Consider the following 18,652-nt stretch of genomic DNA (forward strand, 5'->3'; position numbering starts at 1 on the left):
ATTATAAAAAGGACGCGAAGTATACCCGAGCGTCTTGGGGGCGGGCTCGCTATAATCGGCGGTTTTGTATCAGGGTGATAGGGGAAGTCATGCGCGATCGACTGTTGGCCGCTGAAAAGGTAAAGGCCATTGATTGGCAGGGTGAAGCCCTGCATCTGCTGGATCAGCGCATTTTGCCTTTTGAAGAGAACTGGCTGGCCTATACCGACGCTGACGGGGTTGCTCAGGCCATTCGTGACATGGTGGTGCGTGGCGCCCCGGCGATTGGTATTGCGGCGGCCTATGGCGTAGTGCTGGCGGCGCGTGATCGCAAAGCGGCAGGCGGTGACTGGGTGGCGGCGCTGGAGCAGGATTTCTCCCTGTTGGCGAACTCGCGACCGACCGCGGTGAATCTGTTTTGGGCGCTTAATCGCATGCGCGACCGTCTGGAGCGCTGCAAAGACAACACCGATGCGCTGCAAGCGCTGGAAGACGAAGCCGTCGCGATGCATGAGAGCGACCGCGAGGCCAATCTGACGATGGCGCAGTTGGGTGTCGATGTGATCCGTCGCCATCAGGGCAATGCCCAGACCGTATTGACCCACTGCAACACCGGAGCGCTGGCAACCGGCGGCTTTGGCACGGCACTGGGGGTGATTCGCGGCGCATGGATCGAGGGCATGATCGAGCAGGTGTATGCCGATGAAACCCGGCCGTGGCTGCAAGGTTCGCGCCTGACTGCCTGGGAGCTGGCCAACGAAGGGATCCCGGTGATTTTGAACGTGGACTCGGCGGCAGCCCACATCATGAAAACCAAGGGCGTGACCTGGGTGATTGTCGGCGCTGACCGCATTACCGCCAATGGTGACGTGGCAAACAAGATTGGCACCTATCAGTTGGCGGTCAACGCCATGCACCACGGTGTGCGCTTTATGGTGGTTGCGCCGAGTTCGACCATCGACATGGACCTGGCCAGCGGCGAAGACATTCCGATTGAAGAGCGTAACGGCAGTGAATTGCTGGAAGTGGGCGGCAAGCGTGTCGGCGCGGATGTTCAGGCGTTCAATCCGGTGTTTGACGTGACCCCGGCAGATCTGATTGACGTGATCGTGACCGAGAAGGGCATTGTTGAGCGCCCGGACGCTGCCAAAATGGCGCAATTGATGTGCCGCAAGCGGTTGCATTGATGCGCTGACGCGGGCTCCCTCCCTTGTTGCCAGATGATACAAACGAAGGCTTGCGGCGCGTGTCGCAGCCTTCGGTACTCACTAAAAACCTGGGTGGCAGGGCCCCTCAAGTGGGCTCAGAGTCCCTCTGGACACGCTCAAGCCTGCAATCGGTCCAATTACTATGCTCCATGCGCATCTGGGGGATAGGTGCGTGGCGGCGATTGTGATAACATCCGGCGGTTTCCGGGGTGCCCTGCAAGGGTTGCCCTTACTGCGCAAATCCGTAGGTTAACTCGTTGATTTGTCGTAAGTCGTTGCGTGGCACGTGGCCAGCGGCGGCGAGCTTCGTTCGTCCCGAATGGATGTGGCGAAGTTTCACCCGAAAAAGGAATCAGGCTTCTCATGGGCGAACTGGCCAAAGAAATCCTCCCGGTCAATATCGAAGACGAGCTGAAACAGTCCTACCTCGACTACGCAATGAGCGTAATTGTCGGCCGGGCACTGCCTGATGCGCGCGATGGCTTGAAGCCCGTGCACCGGCGTGTGCTGTTTGCGATGAGCGAACTGAGTAACGACTGGAACAAGCCGTACAAGAAATCTGCCCGTGTGGTCGGTGACGTTATCGGTAAGTATCACCCGCATGGTGATACGGCCGTTTACGACACCATCGTTCGAATGGCTCAGCCATTCTCCCTGCGCTACCTGCTGGTAGACGGTCAGGGTAACTTCGGTTCGGTTGACGGCGACAACGCCGCTGCCATGCGATACACCGAAGTGCGCATGACCAAGTTGGCTCACGAACTGCTGGCCGACTTGCACAAAGAAACCGTGGATTGGGTGCCGAACTATGACGGCACGGAACTGATCCCGGCGGTCATGCCAACGCGTATTCCCAACTTGTTGGTCAACGGCTCCAGCGGTATTGCTGTGGGCATGGCCACCAACATCCCGCCGCACAACCTGGGCGAAGTCATTGATGGCTGCCTGGCGTTGATCGACAACCCGGAGTTGAGCGTCGACGAACTGATGCAGTTCATCCCGGGCCCGGATTTTCCAACGGCGGCAATCATTAACGGCCGTGCCGGCATCATCGAAGCCTATCGCACTGGCCGTGGCCGCATTTATATGCGTGCCCGTTCGGTTATCGAAGACATCGACAAGGTCGGCGGCCGTCAGCAGATCGTGATCACCGAGCTGCCTTACCAGTTGAACAAAGCGCGTCTGATCGAGAAGATCGCTGAGCTGGTTAAAGAGAAGAAGCTTGAAGGCATCACCGAGCTGCGTGACGAGTCCGACAAGGACGGCATGCGCGTTGTGATCGAGTTGCGTCGCGGTGAGGTGCCGGAGGTTATTCTCAATAACCTCTATGCACAGACCCAGCTGCAAAGCGTGTTCGGGATCAACATTGTTGCCCTGATCGACGGTCGTCCGCGCATCCTGAACCTCAAAGACCTGCTTGAAGCGTTCGTGCGTCACCGCCGTGAAGTGGTGACCCGTCGTACCGTCTTCGAGCTGCGTAAAGCCCGTGAACGTGGCCACATCCTTGAAGGTCAGGCCGTTGCCCTGTCTAACATCGACCCGGTGATTGCGCTGATCAAAGCGTCTCCAACGCCATCTGAAGCCAAGGAAGCGCTGATCAGCACCCCTTGGGAGTCGACGGCGGTAGTGGCGATGGTTGAGCGTGCCGGTGCCGATTCATGCCGCCCTGAAAACCTTGACCCGCAATATGGTCTGCGCGACGGCAAGTACTTCCTGTCGCCAGAACAGGCTCAGGCCATTCTTGAATTGCGCCTGCACCGCTTGACCGGTCTTGAGCACGAGAAGCTGCTGGCTGAGTACCAAGAGATCCTGAACCAGATCGGCGAGCTGATCCGCATCCTCAACAGCGCTGTGCGCTTGATGGAAGTGATCCGCGAAGAACTGGAAGTCATTCGTGCGGAATACGGCGACGTGCGCCGTACCGAAATTCTGGATCATCGTCTCGACCTGACACTGGGCGACATGATTCCGGAAGAAGAGCGCGTTGTGACCATTTCCCACGGTGGCTATGCCAAGACCCAGCCGTTGGCTGCGTACCAGGCTCAGCGTCGTGGCGGTAAAGGCAAGTCGGCCACTGGCGTGAAGGATGAGGACTACATCGCTCACCTGCTGGTAGCCAACAGCCACACCACGCTGTTGCTGTTCTCCAGCAAGGGCAAGGTGTACTGGCTCAAGACCTACGAAATTCCAGAAGCGTCCCGTGCCGCGCGCGGTCGTCCGCTGGTCAACCTGCTGCCGCTGGATGAGGGTGAATACATCACCACCATGTTGCCGGTCGAGGAGTACACCGAAGGTCATTTCATCTTCATGGCCACCGCTAACGGCACCGTGAAGAAGACCCCGCTGGAATCCTTCAGCCGTCAACGCAGCGTGGGCCTGATCGCCCTGGAGCTGGACGAAGGCGACGTACTGATCAGCGCTGCTATCACTGATGGCGAGCGCGAAGTCATGCTGTTCTCCGACGGTGGCAAAGTGACTCGCTTTAAAGAGTCTGACGTCCGTGCGATGGGCCGTACGGCCCGTGGTGTTCGCGGCATGCGTCTGCCAGAAGGTCAAAAGCTGATCTCGATGTTGATCCCGGAAGAAGGCAGCCAGATCCTCACGGCGTCCGAGCGTGGCTACGGCAAACGTACGGCGATCAGCGAGTTCCCTGAGTACAAGCGTGGCGGTCAGGGCGTAATTGCCATGGTCAGCAACGAGCGTAACGGTCGCCTGGTTGGCGCTGTCCAGGTTCAGGATGGCGAAGAAATCATGCTGATTTCTGACCAGGGTACGTTGGTGCGTACGCGTGTTGACGAAGTGTCGAGCCTGGGTCGTAACACCCAGGGCGTGACCTTGATCAAACTGGCCAGCGATGAAACGCTGGTCGGGCTTGAGCGGGTACAGGAGCCTTCGGAAGTGGAAGGCGAAGAACTCGACGATGACGTTGAGCTCGAGGGCGAGGCCATCCAGGATGGCGTTGACGACGAGCAGCCGCTAGAGGCTGGCGCTGACGAAGAAGAACCGCAGGAATAAGCGGACACACAGGGGGCGGATGAAGATTCGCCCCCTTGTTGTATGTGTTGGGGCTGTAACGTGTAGCGAAGCTCTGATTTTTGAGCCGCCAGGCCGGTGTGCACAGAACAGATTGGCGCTTTGCCATGCGGTGCAGCTTTTGTTGATTTATTGCATGACCCACCAAATCAGAGCGAGAGTGGATGTGAGCAAACGAGCCTATAACTTCTGCGCAGGTCCTGCTGCGCTTCCTGAAGCCGTCCTGTTGCGTGCCCAGTCTGAGTTGCTCGACTGGCATGGCAAGGGCCTCTCGGTTATGGAAATGAGCCATCGCAGCGATGAGTTCGTGTCCATTGCAACCAAGGCTGAGCAGGATCTGCGCGACCTGCTGTCTATTCCCTCGAACTACAAAGTCCTGTTTCTGCAAGGCGGCGCAAGCCAGCAATTTGCCCAGATCCCGTTGAATCTGCTGCCTGAAAATGGCTCGGCGGATTACATCGATACCGGCATCTGGTCGCAAAAAGCCATCGAAGAAGCTGCACGCTATGGCCGCATCAACGTGGCTGCCAGTGCCAAGAACTACGATTACTTTGCGATTCCTGGCCAGAACGAGTGGAACCTGTCCAAAGACGCGGCCTATGTTCACTATGCGCCGAACGAAACAATCGGCGGTCTGGAGTTTGACTGGATTCCGCAAACCGGCGACGTTCCGCTGGTTGCCGATATGTCCTCGGACATCCTGTCGCGTCCAGTCGACGTTTCCCGTTTCGGCATGATCTACGCTGGTGCGCAAAAGAACATCGGCCCAAGCGGTATCGTGGTGAACATCGTTCGCGAAGACCTGTTGGGGCGTGCACGCTCGTTCTGCCCGACCATGCTGGATTACAAGGTCGCCGCCGATAATGGCTCGATGTACAACACCCCGCCAACGCTGGCCTGGTACTTGTCTGGCCTGGTGTTTGAGTGGCTGAAAGAGCAGGGCGGTGTTGAAGCCATCGGCAAGCTCAATGAAGTTAAAAAGCGCACCTTGTACGACTTCATCGATGCCAGCGGCTTGTACAGCAACCCGATCAACAAGACTGACCGCTCGTGGATGAACGTGCCGTTCCGTCTGGCTGACGACCGTCTCGACAAGCCATTCCTGGCGGGTGCTGAGGCTCGCGGCCTGTTGAACCTCAAAGGCCACCGCTCGGTAGGCGGCATGCGCGCGTCGATCTATAACGCCGTGGACATCCACGCAGTGAATGCGCTGGTGGCTTACATGGCAGAGTTCGAGAAGGAACACGGCTAATGTCCGAGCAAGAACTCAAGGCCTTGCGCCTGCGTATCGACAGTCTGGACGAAAAGGTTCTGGAGCTGATCAGTGAGCGTGCCCGCTGCGCTCAGGAAGTGGCGCGGGTCAAGATGGCGTCGCTGGCTGAAGGCGAAGTGCCGGTCTTTTACCGGCCTGAGCGTGAAGCTCAGGTGCTTAAGCGTGTGATGGAACGCAACAAGGGGCCGCTGGGCAACGAAGAGATGGCGCGGTTGTTCCGCGAAATCATGTCTTCTTGCCTGGCGCTTGAGCAGCCGCTGAAAGTGGCTTATCTGGGCCCTGAAGGCACCTTTACCCAAGCTGCGGCCATGAAACACTTTGGCCACGCGGTCATCAGCAAGCCGATGGCTGCGATTGATGAAGTGTTCCGTGAAGTGGCGGCCGGTGCGGTGAACTTTGGTGTGGTGCCGGTAGAGAACTCTACCGAAGGCGCTGTTAACCACACGCTGGACAGCTTTCTTGAGCACGACATGGTGATCTGCGGCGAAGTTGAGCTGCGTATCCACCACCATTTGCTGGTGGGCGAAAACACCAAGACTGACAGCATCAGCCGTATCTACTCGCATGCCCAGTCGTTGGCCCAGTGCCGCAAGTGGCTGGACGCGCACTACCCGAACGTTGAGCGGATTGCCGTGTCGAGCAATGCCGAAGCGGCCAAGCGGGTTAAAGGCGAGTGGAACTCCGCAGCGATTGCTGGCGACATGGCAGCAGGCCTGTACGGTCTGACCCGTCTGGCTGAAAAAATCGAAGATCGCCCGGATAACTCCACGCGTTTCTTGATGATTGGCAACCAGGAAGTGCCGCCGACCGGGGATGACAAAACCTCGATTATCGTGTCGATGAGCAACCGTCCGGGTGCGCTGCATGAGTTGTTGGTGCCATTCCATGAAAACGGCATCGACCTCACGCGCATTGAGACGCGTCCATCGCGTAGCGGCAAGTGGACCTATGTGTTCTTCATTGACTTTGCTGGCCACCACCGCGACCCGTTGGTCAAAAGTGTGCTGGAGCAGATCAGTCAGGAAGCCGTAGCGCTCAAAGTGCTCGGCTCCTATCCGAAAGCGGTTCTCTGAGGCGGTTTACATGAGCGGTGATTTCCTCGCCCTGGCACAGCCGGGTGTGCAGCAACTTTCGCCATACGTCCCGGGCAAGCCTGTGGACGAGCTGGCGCGTGAGCTGGATATTGATCCGGCAACCATCGTCAAACTGGCCAGTAACGAAAACCCTATGGGTGCAAGCCCCAAAGCGCTGGCGGCCATTCGTGAAGAGTTGGCCGAGTTGACGCGTTATCCAGACGGTAATGGTTTTGCGCTCAAAACCTTGCTGGCCGAGCAAACTGGCGTGCAACTGAATCAAGTGACGCTGGGCAATGGTTCTAACGACATCCTGGAGCTGGTTGCGCGTGCGTACCTGGCGCCAGGCCTGAATGCCGTGTTCAGTGAGCATGCGTTCGCGGTGTATCCGATCGTGACCCAGGCCATTGGTGCGACGGCGCATGTCGTTCCGGCCAAAGACTGGGGTCATGACTTGCCAGCCATGCTGGGGGCGATAGACGAGAACACCCGTGTGGTGTTCCTCGCCAACCCGAACAACCCGACCGGCACCTGGTTCAGCGCCGAGGCGCTCAATGAGTTTTTGCAAGATGTGCCTGAGCGTGTGCTGGTGGTTCTGGACGAGGCGTACATCGAGTACGCAGAAGGCAGTGAATTGCCGGATGGCGTGGAGTTCTTGTCGGCTTACCCTAACTTGCTGGTCTCGCGAACCTTCTCCAAGGCTTATGGCCTGGCCGCCTTGCGGGTAGGGTACGGCCTGTCGAGCGCAGTGGTAGCCGACGTATTGAACCGCGTTCGCCAGCCATTCAACGTCAACAGCCTGGCGCTGGCGGCGGCCTGCGCTGCGCTGCAAGATGCCGACTATCTGGCCGAAAGCCGTCGCCTCAACGAGTCGGGCATGCAGCAGTTACAAGACGGCTTCCGTGAGTTGGGCTTGCAGTGGATTCCCTCCAAAGGCAATTTTATTGCGGTGGATCTGGGGCAGGTCGCAGCGCCGGTTTATCAAGGCTTGTTGCGTGAAGGCGTAATTGTGCGTCCGGTGGCCAACTACGGCATGCCGAATCACTTGCGAGTCACCATTGGTCTGCCAGCGGAAAACACCCGTTTGCTTGAGGCGCTGGCCAAGGTTCTTGCTCGTGGTTGATGTTATATCGCTGAAACCTGTTGCGCCTATTGTAGGTCGGCTGGTGGTTGTAGGATTGGGCCTGATTGGTGGCTCTTTCGCTAAAGGTATGCGTGAAAGTGGCTTGTGCGCCGAGGTGGTCGGTGTTGATCTGAACCCGAAGTCGCGAGCCCTGGCAGTCGAGCTGGGTGTGGTTGATCGCTGTGAAGCTGATCTGGCGGTGGCTTGCCGTGGCGCCGACGTTATTCAGTTGGCCGTGCCAATTCTGGCCATGGAGAAAATGCTCGGCTTGTTGGCGGGCATTGATCTGGGTCGCGCGGTATTGACCGATGTCGGCAGTGCCAAGGGTAACGTGGTGCGCGCTGCAGCTCAGGCGTTTGGTGCCATGCCGCCGCGTTTCGTGCCGGGGCATCCAATTGCCGGGTCTGAGCAAAGCGGTGTCGAGGCTTCAAATGCCAGTCTCTTCGAGCGGCACAAGGTTATTTTGACGCCTGTAGCTGAAACCGATCCTGCTGCGCTGGCCCTGGTCGATACGTTGTGGCGGGCACTGGGCGCAGATGTTGAGCACATGCAGGTCGAACGTCACGACGAAGTCCTCGCTGCAACCAGTCATCTGCCGCACCTGCTGGCGTTTGGGTTGGTCGATTCTCTTGCCAAGCGCAATGAGAATCTGGAGATCTTTCGGTACGCTGCGGGGGGCTTCCGCGATTTCACAAGAATCGCCGGGAGCGACCCGGTAATGTGGCATGACATCTTCCTCGCTAACCGCGAGGCGGTGCTGCGCACATTGGATACATTTCGTAGCGACCTCGACGCCTTGCGCGACGCGGTCGATGCAGGGGACGGGCATCAATTGCTGGGCGTTTTTACCCGCGCCCGGGTTGCTCGAGAGCATTTCAGTAAAATCCTGGCCCGCCGGGCATATGTGGACCCTATGAATTCAAATGATCTGATTTTCCTGGCTGAACCAGGTGGCACTGTAACTGGCCAAATCCGTGTGCCAGGCGACAAGTCCATTTCTCACCGCTCGATCATGCTCGGCTCGTTGGCTGAGGGCACGACGCAGGTTGAAGGTTTTCTTGAGGGCGAAGACGCTCTGGCAACGCTGCAAGCGTTCCGTGACATGGGCGTTGTTATTGAAGGACCGCACCAGGGTCGCGTGACCATTCACGGCGTTGGCCTGCATGGCTTGAAAGCGCCACCAGGGCCCATATATCTGGGTAACTCGGGTACGTCGATGCGCTTGTTGTCGGGTCTTTTGGCCGCACAGAGCTTTGACACGACGCTGACCGGTGACGCATCGCTGACCAAACGCCCAATGAACCGTGTGGCTAATCCGCTGCGTGAAATGGGCGCTGTGATTGAAACGGCGGCTGAGGGTCGCCCGCCCATGATCATTCGTGGCGGTCACGCGCTTAAAGGTGTGAACTACACATTGCCAATGGCCAGTGCCCAAGTGAAGTCCTGCCTGTTGCTGGCGGGTTTGTATGCCGAAGGCACTACCTCTGTCACTGAGCCTGCGCCAACCCGCGATCACACCGAGCGCATGCTGCGTGGTTTTGGTTACCCGGTTAGCGTCAACGGACCTACGGCGTCGGTCGAGTCGGGCCACAAGCTCACGGCGACGCATATCGAAGTGCCGGGCGATATCTCGTCGTCGGCGTTCTTCCTGGTAGCGGCTTCAATTGCTGAAGGTTCGGACCTGTTGCTGGAGCACGTAGGCATCAACCCTACTCGCACAGGCGTGATCGACATCTTGCGTTTGATGGGTGCTGACATCACCCTCGAAAACCAGCGCGAAGTAGGTGGCGAGCCAGTGGCGGACCTGCGTGTACGGGCTGCCAAGCTTAAAGGTATCGACATTCCGGAAGCGCTGGTGCCATTGGCAATTGATGAGTTCCCGGTACTGTTTGTAGCTGCGGCGGTGGCAGAAGGTCGTACTGTTCTGCGCGGCGCCGAAGAACTGCGAGTCAAGGAGTCTGACCGTATCCAGGTGATGGCTGACGGCTTGCTGACCTTGGGCGTCAAATGCGAACCGACCCCTGACGGCATCATTATTGATGGCGGCTCCATCGGTGGCGGTGAAGTTCATGGTCATGGCGACCACCGTATTGCGATGGCATTCAGCATTGCTTCGCTGCGTGCTACGGCGCCAATCCGTATTCACGATTGTGCTAACGTCGCGACGTCTTTCCCGAACTTCCTTGCGCTGTGCAAGCAGGTCGGTATTCGTGTGGCGCTAGAGGCGCAGTCGTGATGTCGTTGGCGCCAGTCATCACCATCGACGGACCTAGCGGTTCGGGCAAGGGCACCGTTGCAGGTCGCCTGGCCGAGCATTTGGGTTGGGCATTGCTGGATTCTGGCGCCTTGTACCGTTTGCTGGCGTTTGCCGCTGTTAATCATGGTGTCGCACTCGATAACGACAAGTTGTTGAGTCATTTGGCGGCTCATCTTGATGTGCAGTTCGTCGGAGCGACGGAAGGTAAGTCGGCGCGTATCGTGCTTGAAGGTGAAGACGTCACGCAGGCAATTCGTAATGAGGCTGTTGCTGCGGGTGCATCGAAAGTGGCGGCGTTGCCCGCTGTTCGCGACGCTTTGCTGCAACGTCAGCGTGCATTCAGGGAGCCTCCGGGGCTGGTTGCCGACGGCCGCGACATGGGAACAGTGGTTTTTCATGATGCGCCGCTGAAGATTTTTCTGACGGCCAGCGCCGAGGAGAGGGCCCGACGCCGATACTTGCAGTTGAAGGCCAAGGGGGATGATGTTAGTCTCCCGCGTCTGTTGGATGAGATACGTGCCCGTGATGAGCGTGACACGCAGCGTGCAATAGCCCCGCTAAAGCCGGCGGCTGATGCCATACAGCTTGACTCCACGGAGTTATCCATCGAGCAGGTGTTAGAACGCATCAAGAGTGAAATCGCCCTTCGCGATCTCGCCGGATGACCAAGAACGCGTGCAGGAGACCAGAAATAGTCCTGCATGCCTTCTTTTATATGAACGTAACCCACATTGTCTGGAATGTGGCAGATGGGCGTATTCCTTCGCCCTTGATCAACAGGAATTAAAATGAGCGAAAGCTTTGCAGAACTGTTTGAAGAAAGCCTAAAAACCCTGAATCTTCAGGCTGGCTCGATCATCACCGCTATCATCGTTGATATCGATTACCAAGCTGGTTGGGTTACCGTTCACGCTGGTTTGAAGTCTGAAGGCCTCATCCCGCTGGAGCAGTTCCACAACGACGCTGGCGAACTGAACATCAACATCGGTGATGAAGTTCACGTTGCGCTGGACGCGGTCGAAGACGGCTTTGGCGAAACCAAGCTGTCCCGTGAAAAAGCCAAGCGCGCTGAATGCTGGATCGTTCTGGAAGCAGCCTTCGCAGCTGAAGAAGTGGTCAAGGGCGTTATCAACGGTAAGGTTAAAGGCGGCTTCACTGTCGACGTTAACGGCATCCGTGCGTTCCTGCCAGGTTCTCTGGTTGACGTTCGTCCAGTGCGCGACACCACGCACCTGGAAGGCAAAGAGCTGGAATTCAAGGTCATCAAGCTTGACCAGAAGCGCAACAACGTTGTTGTTTCGCGTCGCAGCGTACTTGAAGCAGAGAACTCGGCTGAGCGTGAAGCTCTGCTGGAATCCCTGCAAGAAGGTCAGCAAGTTAAAGGTATCGTCAAAAACCTCACCGACTACGGCGCATTCGTCGACCTGGGTGGCGTTGATGGCCTGCTGCACATCACTGACATGGCCTGGAAGCGCATCAAGCATCCTTCCGAAATCGTCAACGTTGGCGACGAGATCGATGTCAAGGTTCTGAAGTACGATCGCGAACGCAATCGTGTTTCCCTGGGCCTGAAGCAACTGGGCGAAGATCCATGGGTTGCTATCAAAGCCCGTTACCCAGAAAGCACTCGCGTTACCGCTCGTGTAACCAACCTGACCGACTACGGCTGCTTCGCTGAGCTGGAAGAAGGCGTTGAAGGTCTGGTACACGTTTCTGAAATGGACTGGACCAACAAAAACATCCACCCTTCGAAAGTCGTACAAGTCGGCGACGAAGTGGAAGTTATGGTTCTGGACATCGACGAAGAGCGTCGTCGTATCTCCTTGGGCATCAAGCAGTGCAAATCTAACCCATGGGAAGATTTCTCTGGCCAGTTCAACAAGGGCGATAAAATCTCCGGCACCATCAAGTCGATCACCGATTTCGGTATCTTCATTGGTCTGGACGGCGGCATCGACGGCCTGGTTCACCTGTCCGACATCTCCTGGAACGAAGTGGGCGAAGAAGCCGTACGTCGTTTCAAGAAGGGCGACGAGCTTGACACCGTTATCCTGTCTGTTGATCCAGAGCGTGAGCGCATCTCCCTGGGTATCAAGCAGCTGGAAAGCGATCCGTTCTCCGAGTACGTACAAGAGAACGACAAAGGCGCAATCGTTAAGGGCATCGTGAAAGAAGTTGACGCTAAAGGCGCCATCATCACTCTGGCCAACGATATCGAAGCAACTCTGAAAGCCTCCGAAATCAGCCGTGACCGCATCGAAGACGCGCGTAACGTTCTGAAAGAAGGCGAAGAAGTAGAAGCCAAGATCATCAGCGTTGATCGCAAGAGCCGCGTAATCCAACTGTCCATCAAGTCGAAAGACGTTGAAGACGAGAAGGAAGCAATCCAGAGCCTGCGCGACAAGCCAGCTACCTCTGAGATCGCTGCTGGTCCGACCACTTTGGGCGACCTGCTGCGTGCACAAATGGAAAAACAGAACTAAGTTCTGATTGACCATAGAAAAAGGGCGACTTAGGTCGCCCTTTTTTGTGCCTGCGATTTGAGTATTGTTTACTTAGATATAAAGCATACAGAGCCAGTACGACGCGATTCTGGAGGTCCTTGTGGCCATCGGCTCCAGTACACGGTATCTATCTCAATTGCCGGTCAGTAACTCTCTGCGAGCATGTCGGGCAGGTTGATGGTGTGCTTTACCTGAAGTGATGGTTGACAGGTATGTCAGGCATACCTGAGCAATTGCGCAGAGGTCTGCAAAGATAAGTCAAGATCTGGGCTGTTCAAATTCAATTGATCATGCTAAAACCTTTGAAGCGCTGATCTAGCTGCTTGAAAAAGAAGGGAAAAATATGACGAAGTCGGAGTTGATCGAACGAATTGTCACCCATCAAGGGCTGCTCTCATCCAAAGATGTTGAGCTGGCTATCAAGACCATGCTTGAACAAATGTCACAGTGCCTGGCAACCGGAGATCGAATTGAAATCCGTGGCTTTGGTAGTTTTTCACTGCATTACCGCGCACCACGGGTCGGCCGTAACCCAAAAACCGGCCAGTCTGTAAGTCTCGACGGTAAATTTGTTCCTCATTTCAAGCCGGGTAAAGAGCTACGGGATCGAGTGAATGAAGATGAGGAAGACGATTTTTAATCCTTAGGGACATGGGAGTTACAGATGAGTAGCGTTAAGCGTGCAGTTCTGGTGGCTTTTGCGCTGGTAGTTATTTTCGGGACGATGATTTTTATTCTCGAAAACCAGCAGCCCACGTCTTTGGTTTTTCTTGGGTGGAGTACACCTGAGCTGCCAGCTTCACTGTTTTTTATCGGTGCATTGCTGCTTGGCATGCTGATTGGGCCTGCAATGGGCTTTATTGCATACAAGCGAAAAGCTGCCAAATTGAAGCGCAGCGTGTTGCAGCCTTAAAACAAAGAGCTTGGCGCATCGGGGCAAGGAGCGCCTCCTTGGTCCAGCAGCAGTCGCTTTCATAGGAAAAGTCCTACAGAAAGTCAGGCTTCGTATTCTATGTACGCCTTGGTAATGCATGCAGAATACGGCCAATCCTCGATTGCCAGCTATTTCCCTGCTTATTCAGGTGCTCTGGTTTAAGCACCTGCTGTTCAGCAATGAATATCCCTGCAGCCGAGCCCGCCATGTTTCATTGAAAGCAGGCTTTGTCGGTGAGCAATACTTCCTCTGTTTCCAGTGCCGTCTCAAGGCATGACATCGATATTTTTGGCATTTCCAAACTGATTTGGCAGGGCAGGCGTCTGATTCTGCTACTGGGCACACTCTTTGGTTTGTCTGCTTATGCCTATACCAGGCTCATCACATCTGAGTACCAGGTTATCAGTGTGCTTCGGCCGGTTGCGCTTAATGCGCTGGATGCGCTTAACCGTTCAGGTGTCTACACACTTCCTCCCGAGAAGGCTCTGACAAGAGTGGGTTCGGCTCTTGAGTCATATGGAGTGCGCTTAGGTTTTTTTAGAGCGAATCAGGCACTGTTCAGTAACTTGCAGCGTCCAGGCGTTACGCTTGAACAGAGCTTTGAGTCCTTCAATAGAGCTTCGTTGAAGGTGATCACGCCCCCTATCAATGAGGTCGGGTCGACAAGTGCTCTTATTCGCTTGGAGCTGAATTATCCCGAAGGCGTTGACGGTGCCCAAATTCTCAATGGTTTCGTTGAGTATGCAATTGAAGTGGAGCGTAAACATATAGAAGCTGACCTCAAGATCATCATTGAGAACCGTCTTGTGGAGCTTGAGGGCAGCATCGACGCCGCTCGCGCTGAATATGACGTGATCAAGCAAGCCCGCATTGCAACATTGCTGGAGACCGATGGCGTTCAGCGTTCGCAATTGCAGGACGAGCTTGTCGCGCTACGAAAGCAGCTCAGGGTTGGGCGAATGGATCGAATAGCTCAATTAAAGGAGGCCATCGACATTGCTCAATCGTTAGGGATTCAAAAGCCAACGACGCCATCGGGTTTGGCTGAGAGTTCTCGCGCGGGTGAAGGGCCTGCCATGTACACCGAGATCAACAATCAGCAGATCCCACTTTTTTTTATGGGGGTCGAGATCCTCGAAGCGGAACGCTCTGCATTGTTGAAGCGTAACAGTGATGACTTCACTGAGGCGCGTATTGCTCACATCGCGCGTGAAATGTGGATGCTGCAAAATAATCGTGAAGTTGAAGTGCTTGAGCAGCGTGAAAATGAGGAGCTTTTTCTGAGTGGGGTACAGCCCTTTCGGGCTGAAATTGCACGCTTGGGTAAAGCCGGCAATCTTGATTTCAGTGGTATTCAGTTAGTGGCAATTGACCGCAAAGCACTGGAGCCTCTGGATCCAATCAAACCCAGGAAAATCTTGTTCGTAGTTCTGGGTGTGGCTTTTGGCTGTGCGGCAGGTGCCTTGATTGTTTTGATTCGAAATTCAATGGCTGCGCGACGAGTCGAGAGCCTGGGTGGGGGATAGCCCTAAATTCTGATTGGCGAGAGCAAGTACATGGCATATCCGATTGTAAAACATCACGGTGCCATCAACGGCGTCACAGGCTCGTGTCATCAATTACAGATGACAAGCCAGAGCAGCATTCTGATCGACTGCGGGCTTTTTCAAGGCAGTGACGAACGTATCGCTTTAGACAGGAACCCACGGTACCCGCAAATCGACTTTTCGCTTCAAGGCATAAAAGCCTTGGTCATCACCCATATCCATGCCGACCATGTGGGGCGTCTTCCTCATTTGCTTGCTGCAGGATTCAAGGGGCCAATCCTGTGCAGTGAACCATCAGCCAAATTGCTGCCATTGATACTTGAGGATGCATTCAAGCTTGAGGTGAGTCGTGAGCCGAAGATCATCGAGCGATATTTACAGCGTGTGCACCAACAAGTGATTGCGCTGCCTTTTGGCCATTGGTTCAACATCGAGCAAACAGATAACCTGCGCGCTCAAATCAGGCTGCAGAGAGCAGGCCACATACTGGGATCAGCCTATGTGGAGTGCGATCTAGATTATCCTCAGGCAGCGTTGACGCGACGCATCGTCTTTTCGGGTGATTTGGGCGCTCCGCATTCACCATTTCTGCTTGCGCCTGTGTCACCCAAGAGGGCAGATGTGCTGGTTCTTGAGAGTACTTACGGCGACCGTTTACACGAAAATCGTCTGGACCGCCAAGAACGCCTGGAAATCGCTATCGACAGGGCTTTGGCTGATCATGGAACGTTACTGATACCGGCATTCAGCATGGGCCGTACTCAAGAGCTACTCTACGAAATCGAAGATATCCTGCATCGCAAAGCGTTGCTGGGTCCGGCGCAAGCAATATGTGATGACGATCAATTTCTTCCCATAACTTGGCCACAAGTCCCGGTTATTCTTGATTCTCCGTTAGCAAGTCGTCTAACCAAGGTCTATCGTGAACTGCAGGACTATTGGAATGAAGAGGCGCAAGTGCGTCTGGGTCATGGACGCAACCCTTTGCATTTTGAGCAAATGATCACTATCGACAGCCATGCCCGGCACTTGCAGACCGTTAACTATTTGGCCAGCACGGGTCGGCCGGCAATCGTCATCGCCGGAGGAGGGATGTGCTCCAGCGGTCGAATAGTCAATTACCTGAAAAGGATGTTGGCTGACCAACGGCATAATGTGCTTTTTACGGGGTATCAGGCGAAGGGAACACCTGGGGCGGCTATACAAAAATACGCTCAGTCAGGCGGTTTTGTTGAATTGGAAGGTGAGCGCTGTATGATCCATGCTGGCGTCAGCACATTGGGTGGATATTCCGCCCATGCCGACCAGGTAGACTTGCTCAACTTTGTATCAGGCATGACTGAGTGGCCTGAAGAGATACGTTTGGTACACGGTGATGAGCGGGCAAGGAAAGCATTGGCAAGGGAACTGTTGAGCCTGTATAGCGCTCAAAACTGAGTTGTCGATGTCCTTGTCCCGACAGGCGCTGAGCCGCTTGTGCGAAGCTGATTGCAGTCATGATAAGAACCCAGTGGCTTACCATGCGCAGATGCAGAGCAAAATGGTAAACACGGATGAACCCATTAATGAAGTCCCCATGCAAATAACAAACGCCCCTGTACCGCCTGATCCCAGCACGCCGAAATCTGATGACTGGTACCTGGTGCAATGCAAGCCCAAACAAGACGAACGTGCAGAGGAAAATCTCCAGCGCCAAGGCTACGAATGCTCACGCCCGGTTTGCCGGCGTGAAAAGTTGCTACGTGGTCAACTGAGCTGCGTTAAAGAGTCTTTGTTCCCGGGCTATCTGTTTATCAACATGCCGGAAGGCGCCAACTGGGCACCACTACGCTCAACCCGTGGAGTCGCACGGGTTGTTGCATTTGGCGGGCGCCCCTTGGCCGTCAGTCACGAGTTGATCCTTCAACTACAATCACGTGCAGACACGCACGTCATCTCAAAATTTAATGCTGGCGACAAAGTCACCATTCTTGACCAAGGCTTCGCAAGTATTGAGTCCATATTCATGTCTATGGACGGCGAGGAGAGGGTCATTCTGCTCATCAACCTAATGAACCGTCAGCAGCAGATCAGTTTGCCTGTCACGAGTATTTCTACTCTGTAGGTAAATCAGGGCTGAGCCCACTATATCGTTAATGAAAACCGTTCTCAGGAAATCAACGATTAATCCTGGGGCGGTAGCGTGTTTATTCAGATTAGTCCAACCCATAACATGTAGATGTAGGGGGAGGGGGCGAACAAAAAGTTAAGGAAGTGCTCGCGACATGACCACTATTAAACGTAAAGGCATCATCCTCGCTGGCGGTTCAGGCACCCGATTGCATCCGCTCACCTTGGGCGTGTCTAAGCAAATGTTGCCTATCTACGACAAGCCAATGATTTTCTACCCTCTGTCGGTGTTGATGCTGGCAGGAATGCGCGAGATTTTGATCATCTCCACGCCAGAGGATTTGCCATGCTTCAAGAAGTTGTTAGGCGATGGTAGTCAGTACGGTATCGAGCTGAGTTATGCAGAGCAGCCTAGCCCCGATGGATTGGCTCAAGCATTCATCATAGGCGATGAGTTCATCGGGAATGATTCAGTTTGTTTGATCCTTGGCGACAATATTTTTTACGGTCAACATTTCTCGGACAACCTGCGTTCAGCCATGTCTCAGACATCGGGTGCAACTGTATTTGGCTATCATGTTTCAGATCCAGAACGCTTTGGTGTGGTGGAGTTCGACAGCAATGGTCGAGCGCTGAGTATTGAAGAAAAGCCCGCCAAACCCAAATCGAACTATGCAGTCACAGGGCTGTATTTTTATGACAACGACGTCGTGAAAATCGCAAAAGGCATTAAGCCGTCTTCACGAGGCGAGCTAGAGATTACCGATGTCAACCGTACCTACCTTGAGCAAGGCGGCTTGAAAGTAGAAATGTTGGGGCGCGGTTTTGCATGGCTGGATACTGGAACGCATGAGTCATTGCTTGAGGCCAGTCACTTTGTGCACACCATCGAGCACCGTCAGGGCTTGAAAGTTGCCTGCCTGGAAGAAATTGCGTTTAACAGCGGCTGGATAACGCCTGAAAAATTGGGTGAGCAGGCTGAGAAATTGAAAAAAACCGGGTATGGGCAGTATCTGCAAAAGTTGTTATCCGAGACTGATAAATAATGAAAATTCTCCGTACAGATATTCCTGATGTGTTGATTATTGAACCTGCAGTGTACAGTGATGACCGTGGTTGGTTTATGGAGAGTTTTAACGAAGAGGTGTTTGCCAATAATTTAGAAGCTCTAGGGTTACCGGCGGCCGGGCCTTTTGTACAAGATAATCACTCGAGTTCAAAGCGAGGTGTTCTACGAGGTTTACATTATCAAGAAGCACCGTATGCTCAAGGTAAGCTTGTTAGAGTTGTGGAGGGTGCTGCGTTCGATGTGGTAGTTGATATTCGCCCCGAGTCACCATATTTTTTGAAATGGGTAGGCGTTGAACTTAGTAACTTCAATAAAAAGATGTTGTGGGTCCCTGAGGGCTTTGCGCACGGGTTTTTATCTCTTGAGGATAATACACAATTCCTTTACAAGACGACTAATTATTATAATAAATCCTCTGAGCGCTCTTTGCTCTGGAGCGACAGCCGTATAGGTATTGAGTGGCCGGCGATGGAGAATGTTATTGTGAGTGAAAAAGATAGAGTGGCAGAAGTATCGTTGGATAGTCTATTTAAATAAAAATTA

The 18,652-nt window shown here is 54.7% G+C and carries 15 protein-coding genes; all 15 read left to right on the plus strand.

Going from position 1 to position 18,652, the window contains the following annotated elements:
* The first annotated feature begins 89 nt into the window (after positions 1–89).
* The 15 genes from mtnA to rfbC all read left to right on the plus strand — a co-directional run bounded on the left by mtnA (position 90) and on the right by rfbC (position 18,646).
* A complete protein-coding gene (mtnA, locus tag ACJJU9_RS08255; RefSeq protein WP_407730426.1) occupies positions 90–1,166 on the plus strand; it encodes an S-methyl-5-thioribose-1-phosphate isomerase in 1,077 nt (358 codons plus the stop codon).
* 384 nt (positions 1,167–1,550) lie between these two features.
* Positions 1,551–4,202, plus strand: coding sequence for a DNA gyrase subunit A (gene gyrA, locus ACJJU9_RS08260; protein WP_123750435.1), 2,652 nt, complete (start codon positions 1,551–1,553; stop codon positions 4,200–4,202).
* Positions 4,203–4,386: 184 nt separating this feature from the next.
* The gene (gene serC, locus ACJJU9_RS08265; protein WP_273218925.1) at positions 4,387–5,472 is read left to right on the plus strand and encodes a 3-phosphoserine/phosphohydroxythreonine transaminase; all 1,086 of its coding nucleotides are present in this window, start codon (positions 4,387–4,389) and stop codon (positions 5,470–5,472) included.
* Positions 5,472–6,566, plus strand: a complete 1,095-nt coding sequence (pheA, locus tag ACJJU9_RS08270; protein WP_048368510.1) for a prephenate dehydratase — start codon at positions 5,472–5,474, stop codon at positions 6,564–6,566. Before serC ends, pheA begins: the two co-directional genes overlap by 1 nt.
* 10 nt (positions 6,567–6,576) lie before the next feature.
* The gene (hisC, locus tag ACJJU9_RS08275) at positions 6,577–7,689 is read left to right on the plus strand and encodes a histidinol-phosphate transaminase (RefSeq protein ID WP_407730427.1); all 1,113 of its coding nucleotides are present in this window, start codon (positions 6,577–6,579) and stop codon (positions 7,687–7,689) included.
* Between the two features lie 28 nt (positions 7,690–7,717).
* Complete coding sequence (locus ACJJU9_RS08280) at positions 7,718–9,925, plus strand: bifunctional prephenate dehydrogenase/3-phosphoshikimate 1-carboxyvinyltransferase (protein WP_407730969.1); 2,208 nt, start codon at positions 7,718–7,720, stop codon at positions 9,923–9,925.
* Complete coding sequence (cmk, locus tag ACJJU9_RS08285) at positions 9,925–10,611, plus strand: (d)CMP kinase (RefSeq protein WP_407730428.1); 687 nt, start codon at positions 9,925–9,927, stop codon at positions 10,609–10,611. Before ACJJU9_RS08280 ends, cmk begins: the two co-directional genes overlap by 1 nt.
* A 123-nt stretch (positions 10,612–10,734) precedes the next feature.
* Positions 10,735–12,429: a 30S ribosomal protein S1 gene (gene rpsA / locus ACJJU9_RS08290; RefSeq protein WP_019826775.1), complete on the plus strand. Its 1,695-nt coding sequence runs from the start codon at positions 10,735–10,737 to the stop codon at positions 12,427–12,429.
* A 364-nt stretch (positions 12,430–12,793) separates the two neighbouring features.
* Entirely contained in the window at positions 12,794–13,090 is a 297-nt protein-coding gene (gene ihfB, locus ACJJU9_RS08295; RefSeq protein ID WP_407730429.1) for an integration host factor subunit beta, read from the plus strand.
* A 24-nt stretch (positions 13,091–13,114) separates the two neighbouring features.
* Entirely contained in the window at positions 13,115–13,363 is a 249-nt protein-coding gene (locus tag ACJJU9_RS08300) for a lipopolysaccharide assembly protein LapA domain-containing protein (RefSeq protein ID WP_153338096.1), read from the plus strand.
* A gap of 254 nt (positions 13,364–13,617) precedes the next feature.
* Positions 13,618–14,910, plus strand: coding sequence for a chain-length determining protein (locus ACJJU9_RS08305; RefSeq protein ID WP_407730430.1), 1,293 nt, complete (start codon positions 13,618–13,620; stop codon positions 14,908–14,910).
* A gap of 30 nt (positions 14,911–14,940) precedes the next feature.
* Complete coding sequence (locus tag ACJJU9_RS08310; RefSeq protein ID WP_407730431.1) at positions 14,941–16,368, plus strand: MBL fold metallo-hydrolase; 1,428 nt, start codon at positions 14,941–14,943, stop codon at positions 16,366–16,368.
* Between the two features lie 139 nt (positions 16,369–16,507).
* Positions 16,508–17,035: a transcription/translation regulatory transformer protein RfaH gene (gene rfaH, locus ACJJU9_RS08315; protein WP_407730970.1), complete on the plus strand. Its 528-nt coding sequence runs from the start codon at positions 16,508–16,510 to the stop codon at positions 17,033–17,035.
* 160 nt (positions 17,036–17,195) lie between these two features.
* Positions 17,196–18,086: a glucose-1-phosphate thymidylyltransferase RfbA gene (gene rfbA / locus ACJJU9_RS08320; RefSeq protein ID WP_407730432.1), complete on the plus strand. Its 891-nt coding sequence runs from the start codon at positions 17,196–17,198 to the stop codon at positions 18,084–18,086.
* The gene (rfbC, locus tag ACJJU9_RS08325; protein ID WP_407730433.1) at positions 18,086–18,646 is read left to right on the plus strand and encodes a dTDP-4-dehydrorhamnose 3,5-epimerase; all 561 of its coding nucleotides are present in this window, start codon (positions 18,086–18,088) and stop codon (positions 18,644–18,646) included. Before rfbA ends, rfbC begins: the two co-directional genes overlap by 1 nt.
* Positions 18,647–18,652 lie beyond the last annotated feature (6 nt).

The sequence above is a fragment of the Pseudomonas helleri genome (assembly GCF_045830615.1).
GTDB lineage: Bacteria > Pseudomonadota > Gammaproteobacteria > Pseudomonadales > Pseudomonadaceae > Aquipseudomonas > Aquipseudomonas helleri.

Excerpts from the sequence above, each read along its gene's own strand:
- mtnA (WP_407730426.1), top strand. The coding sequence starts at position 90 with ATGCGCGATCGACTGTTGGCCGCTGAAAAGGTAAAGGCCATTGATTGG.
- gyrA (WP_123750435.1), top strand. The coding sequence starts at position 1,551 with ATGGGCGAACTGGCCAAAGAAATCCTCCCGGTCAATATCGAAGACGAG.
- pheA (WP_048368510.1), top strand. The coding sequence starts at position 5,472 with ATGTCCGAGCAAGAACTCAAGGCCTTGCGCCTGCGTATCGACAGTCTG.
- hisC (WP_407730427.1), top strand. The coding sequence starts at position 6,577 with ATGAGCGGTGATTTCCTCGCCCTGGCACAGCCGGGTGTGCAGCAACTT.
- cmk (WP_407730428.1), top strand. The coding sequence starts at position 9,925 with ATGTCGTTGGCGCCAGTCATCACCATCGACGGACCTAGCGGTTCGGGC.
- rpsA (WP_019826775.1), top strand. The coding sequence starts at position 10,735 with ATGAGCGAAAGCTTTGCAGAACTGTTTGAAGAAAGCCTAAAAACCCTG.
- ihfB (WP_407730429.1), top strand. The coding sequence starts at position 12,794 with ATGACGAAGTCGGAGTTGATCGAACGAATTGTCACCCATCAAGGGCTG.
- ACJJU9_RS08300 (WP_153338096.1), top strand. The coding sequence starts at position 13,115 with ATGAGTAGCGTTAAGCGTGCAGTTCTGGTGGCTTTTGCGCTGGTAGTT.
- ACJJU9_RS08310 (WP_407730431.1), top strand. The coding sequence starts at position 14,941 with ATGGCATATCCGATTGTAAAACATCACGGTGCCATCAACGGCGTCACA.
- rfaH (WP_407730970.1), top strand. The coding sequence starts at position 16,508 with ATGCAAATAACAAACGCCCCTGTACCGCCTGATCCCAGCACGCCGAAA.
- rfbA (WP_407730432.1), top strand. The coding sequence starts at position 17,196 with ATGACCACTATTAAACGTAAAGGCATCATCCTCGCTGGCGGTTCAGGC.
- rfbC (WP_407730433.1), top strand. The coding sequence starts at position 18,086 with ATGAAAATTCTCCGTACAGATATTCCTGATGTGTTGATTATTGAACCT.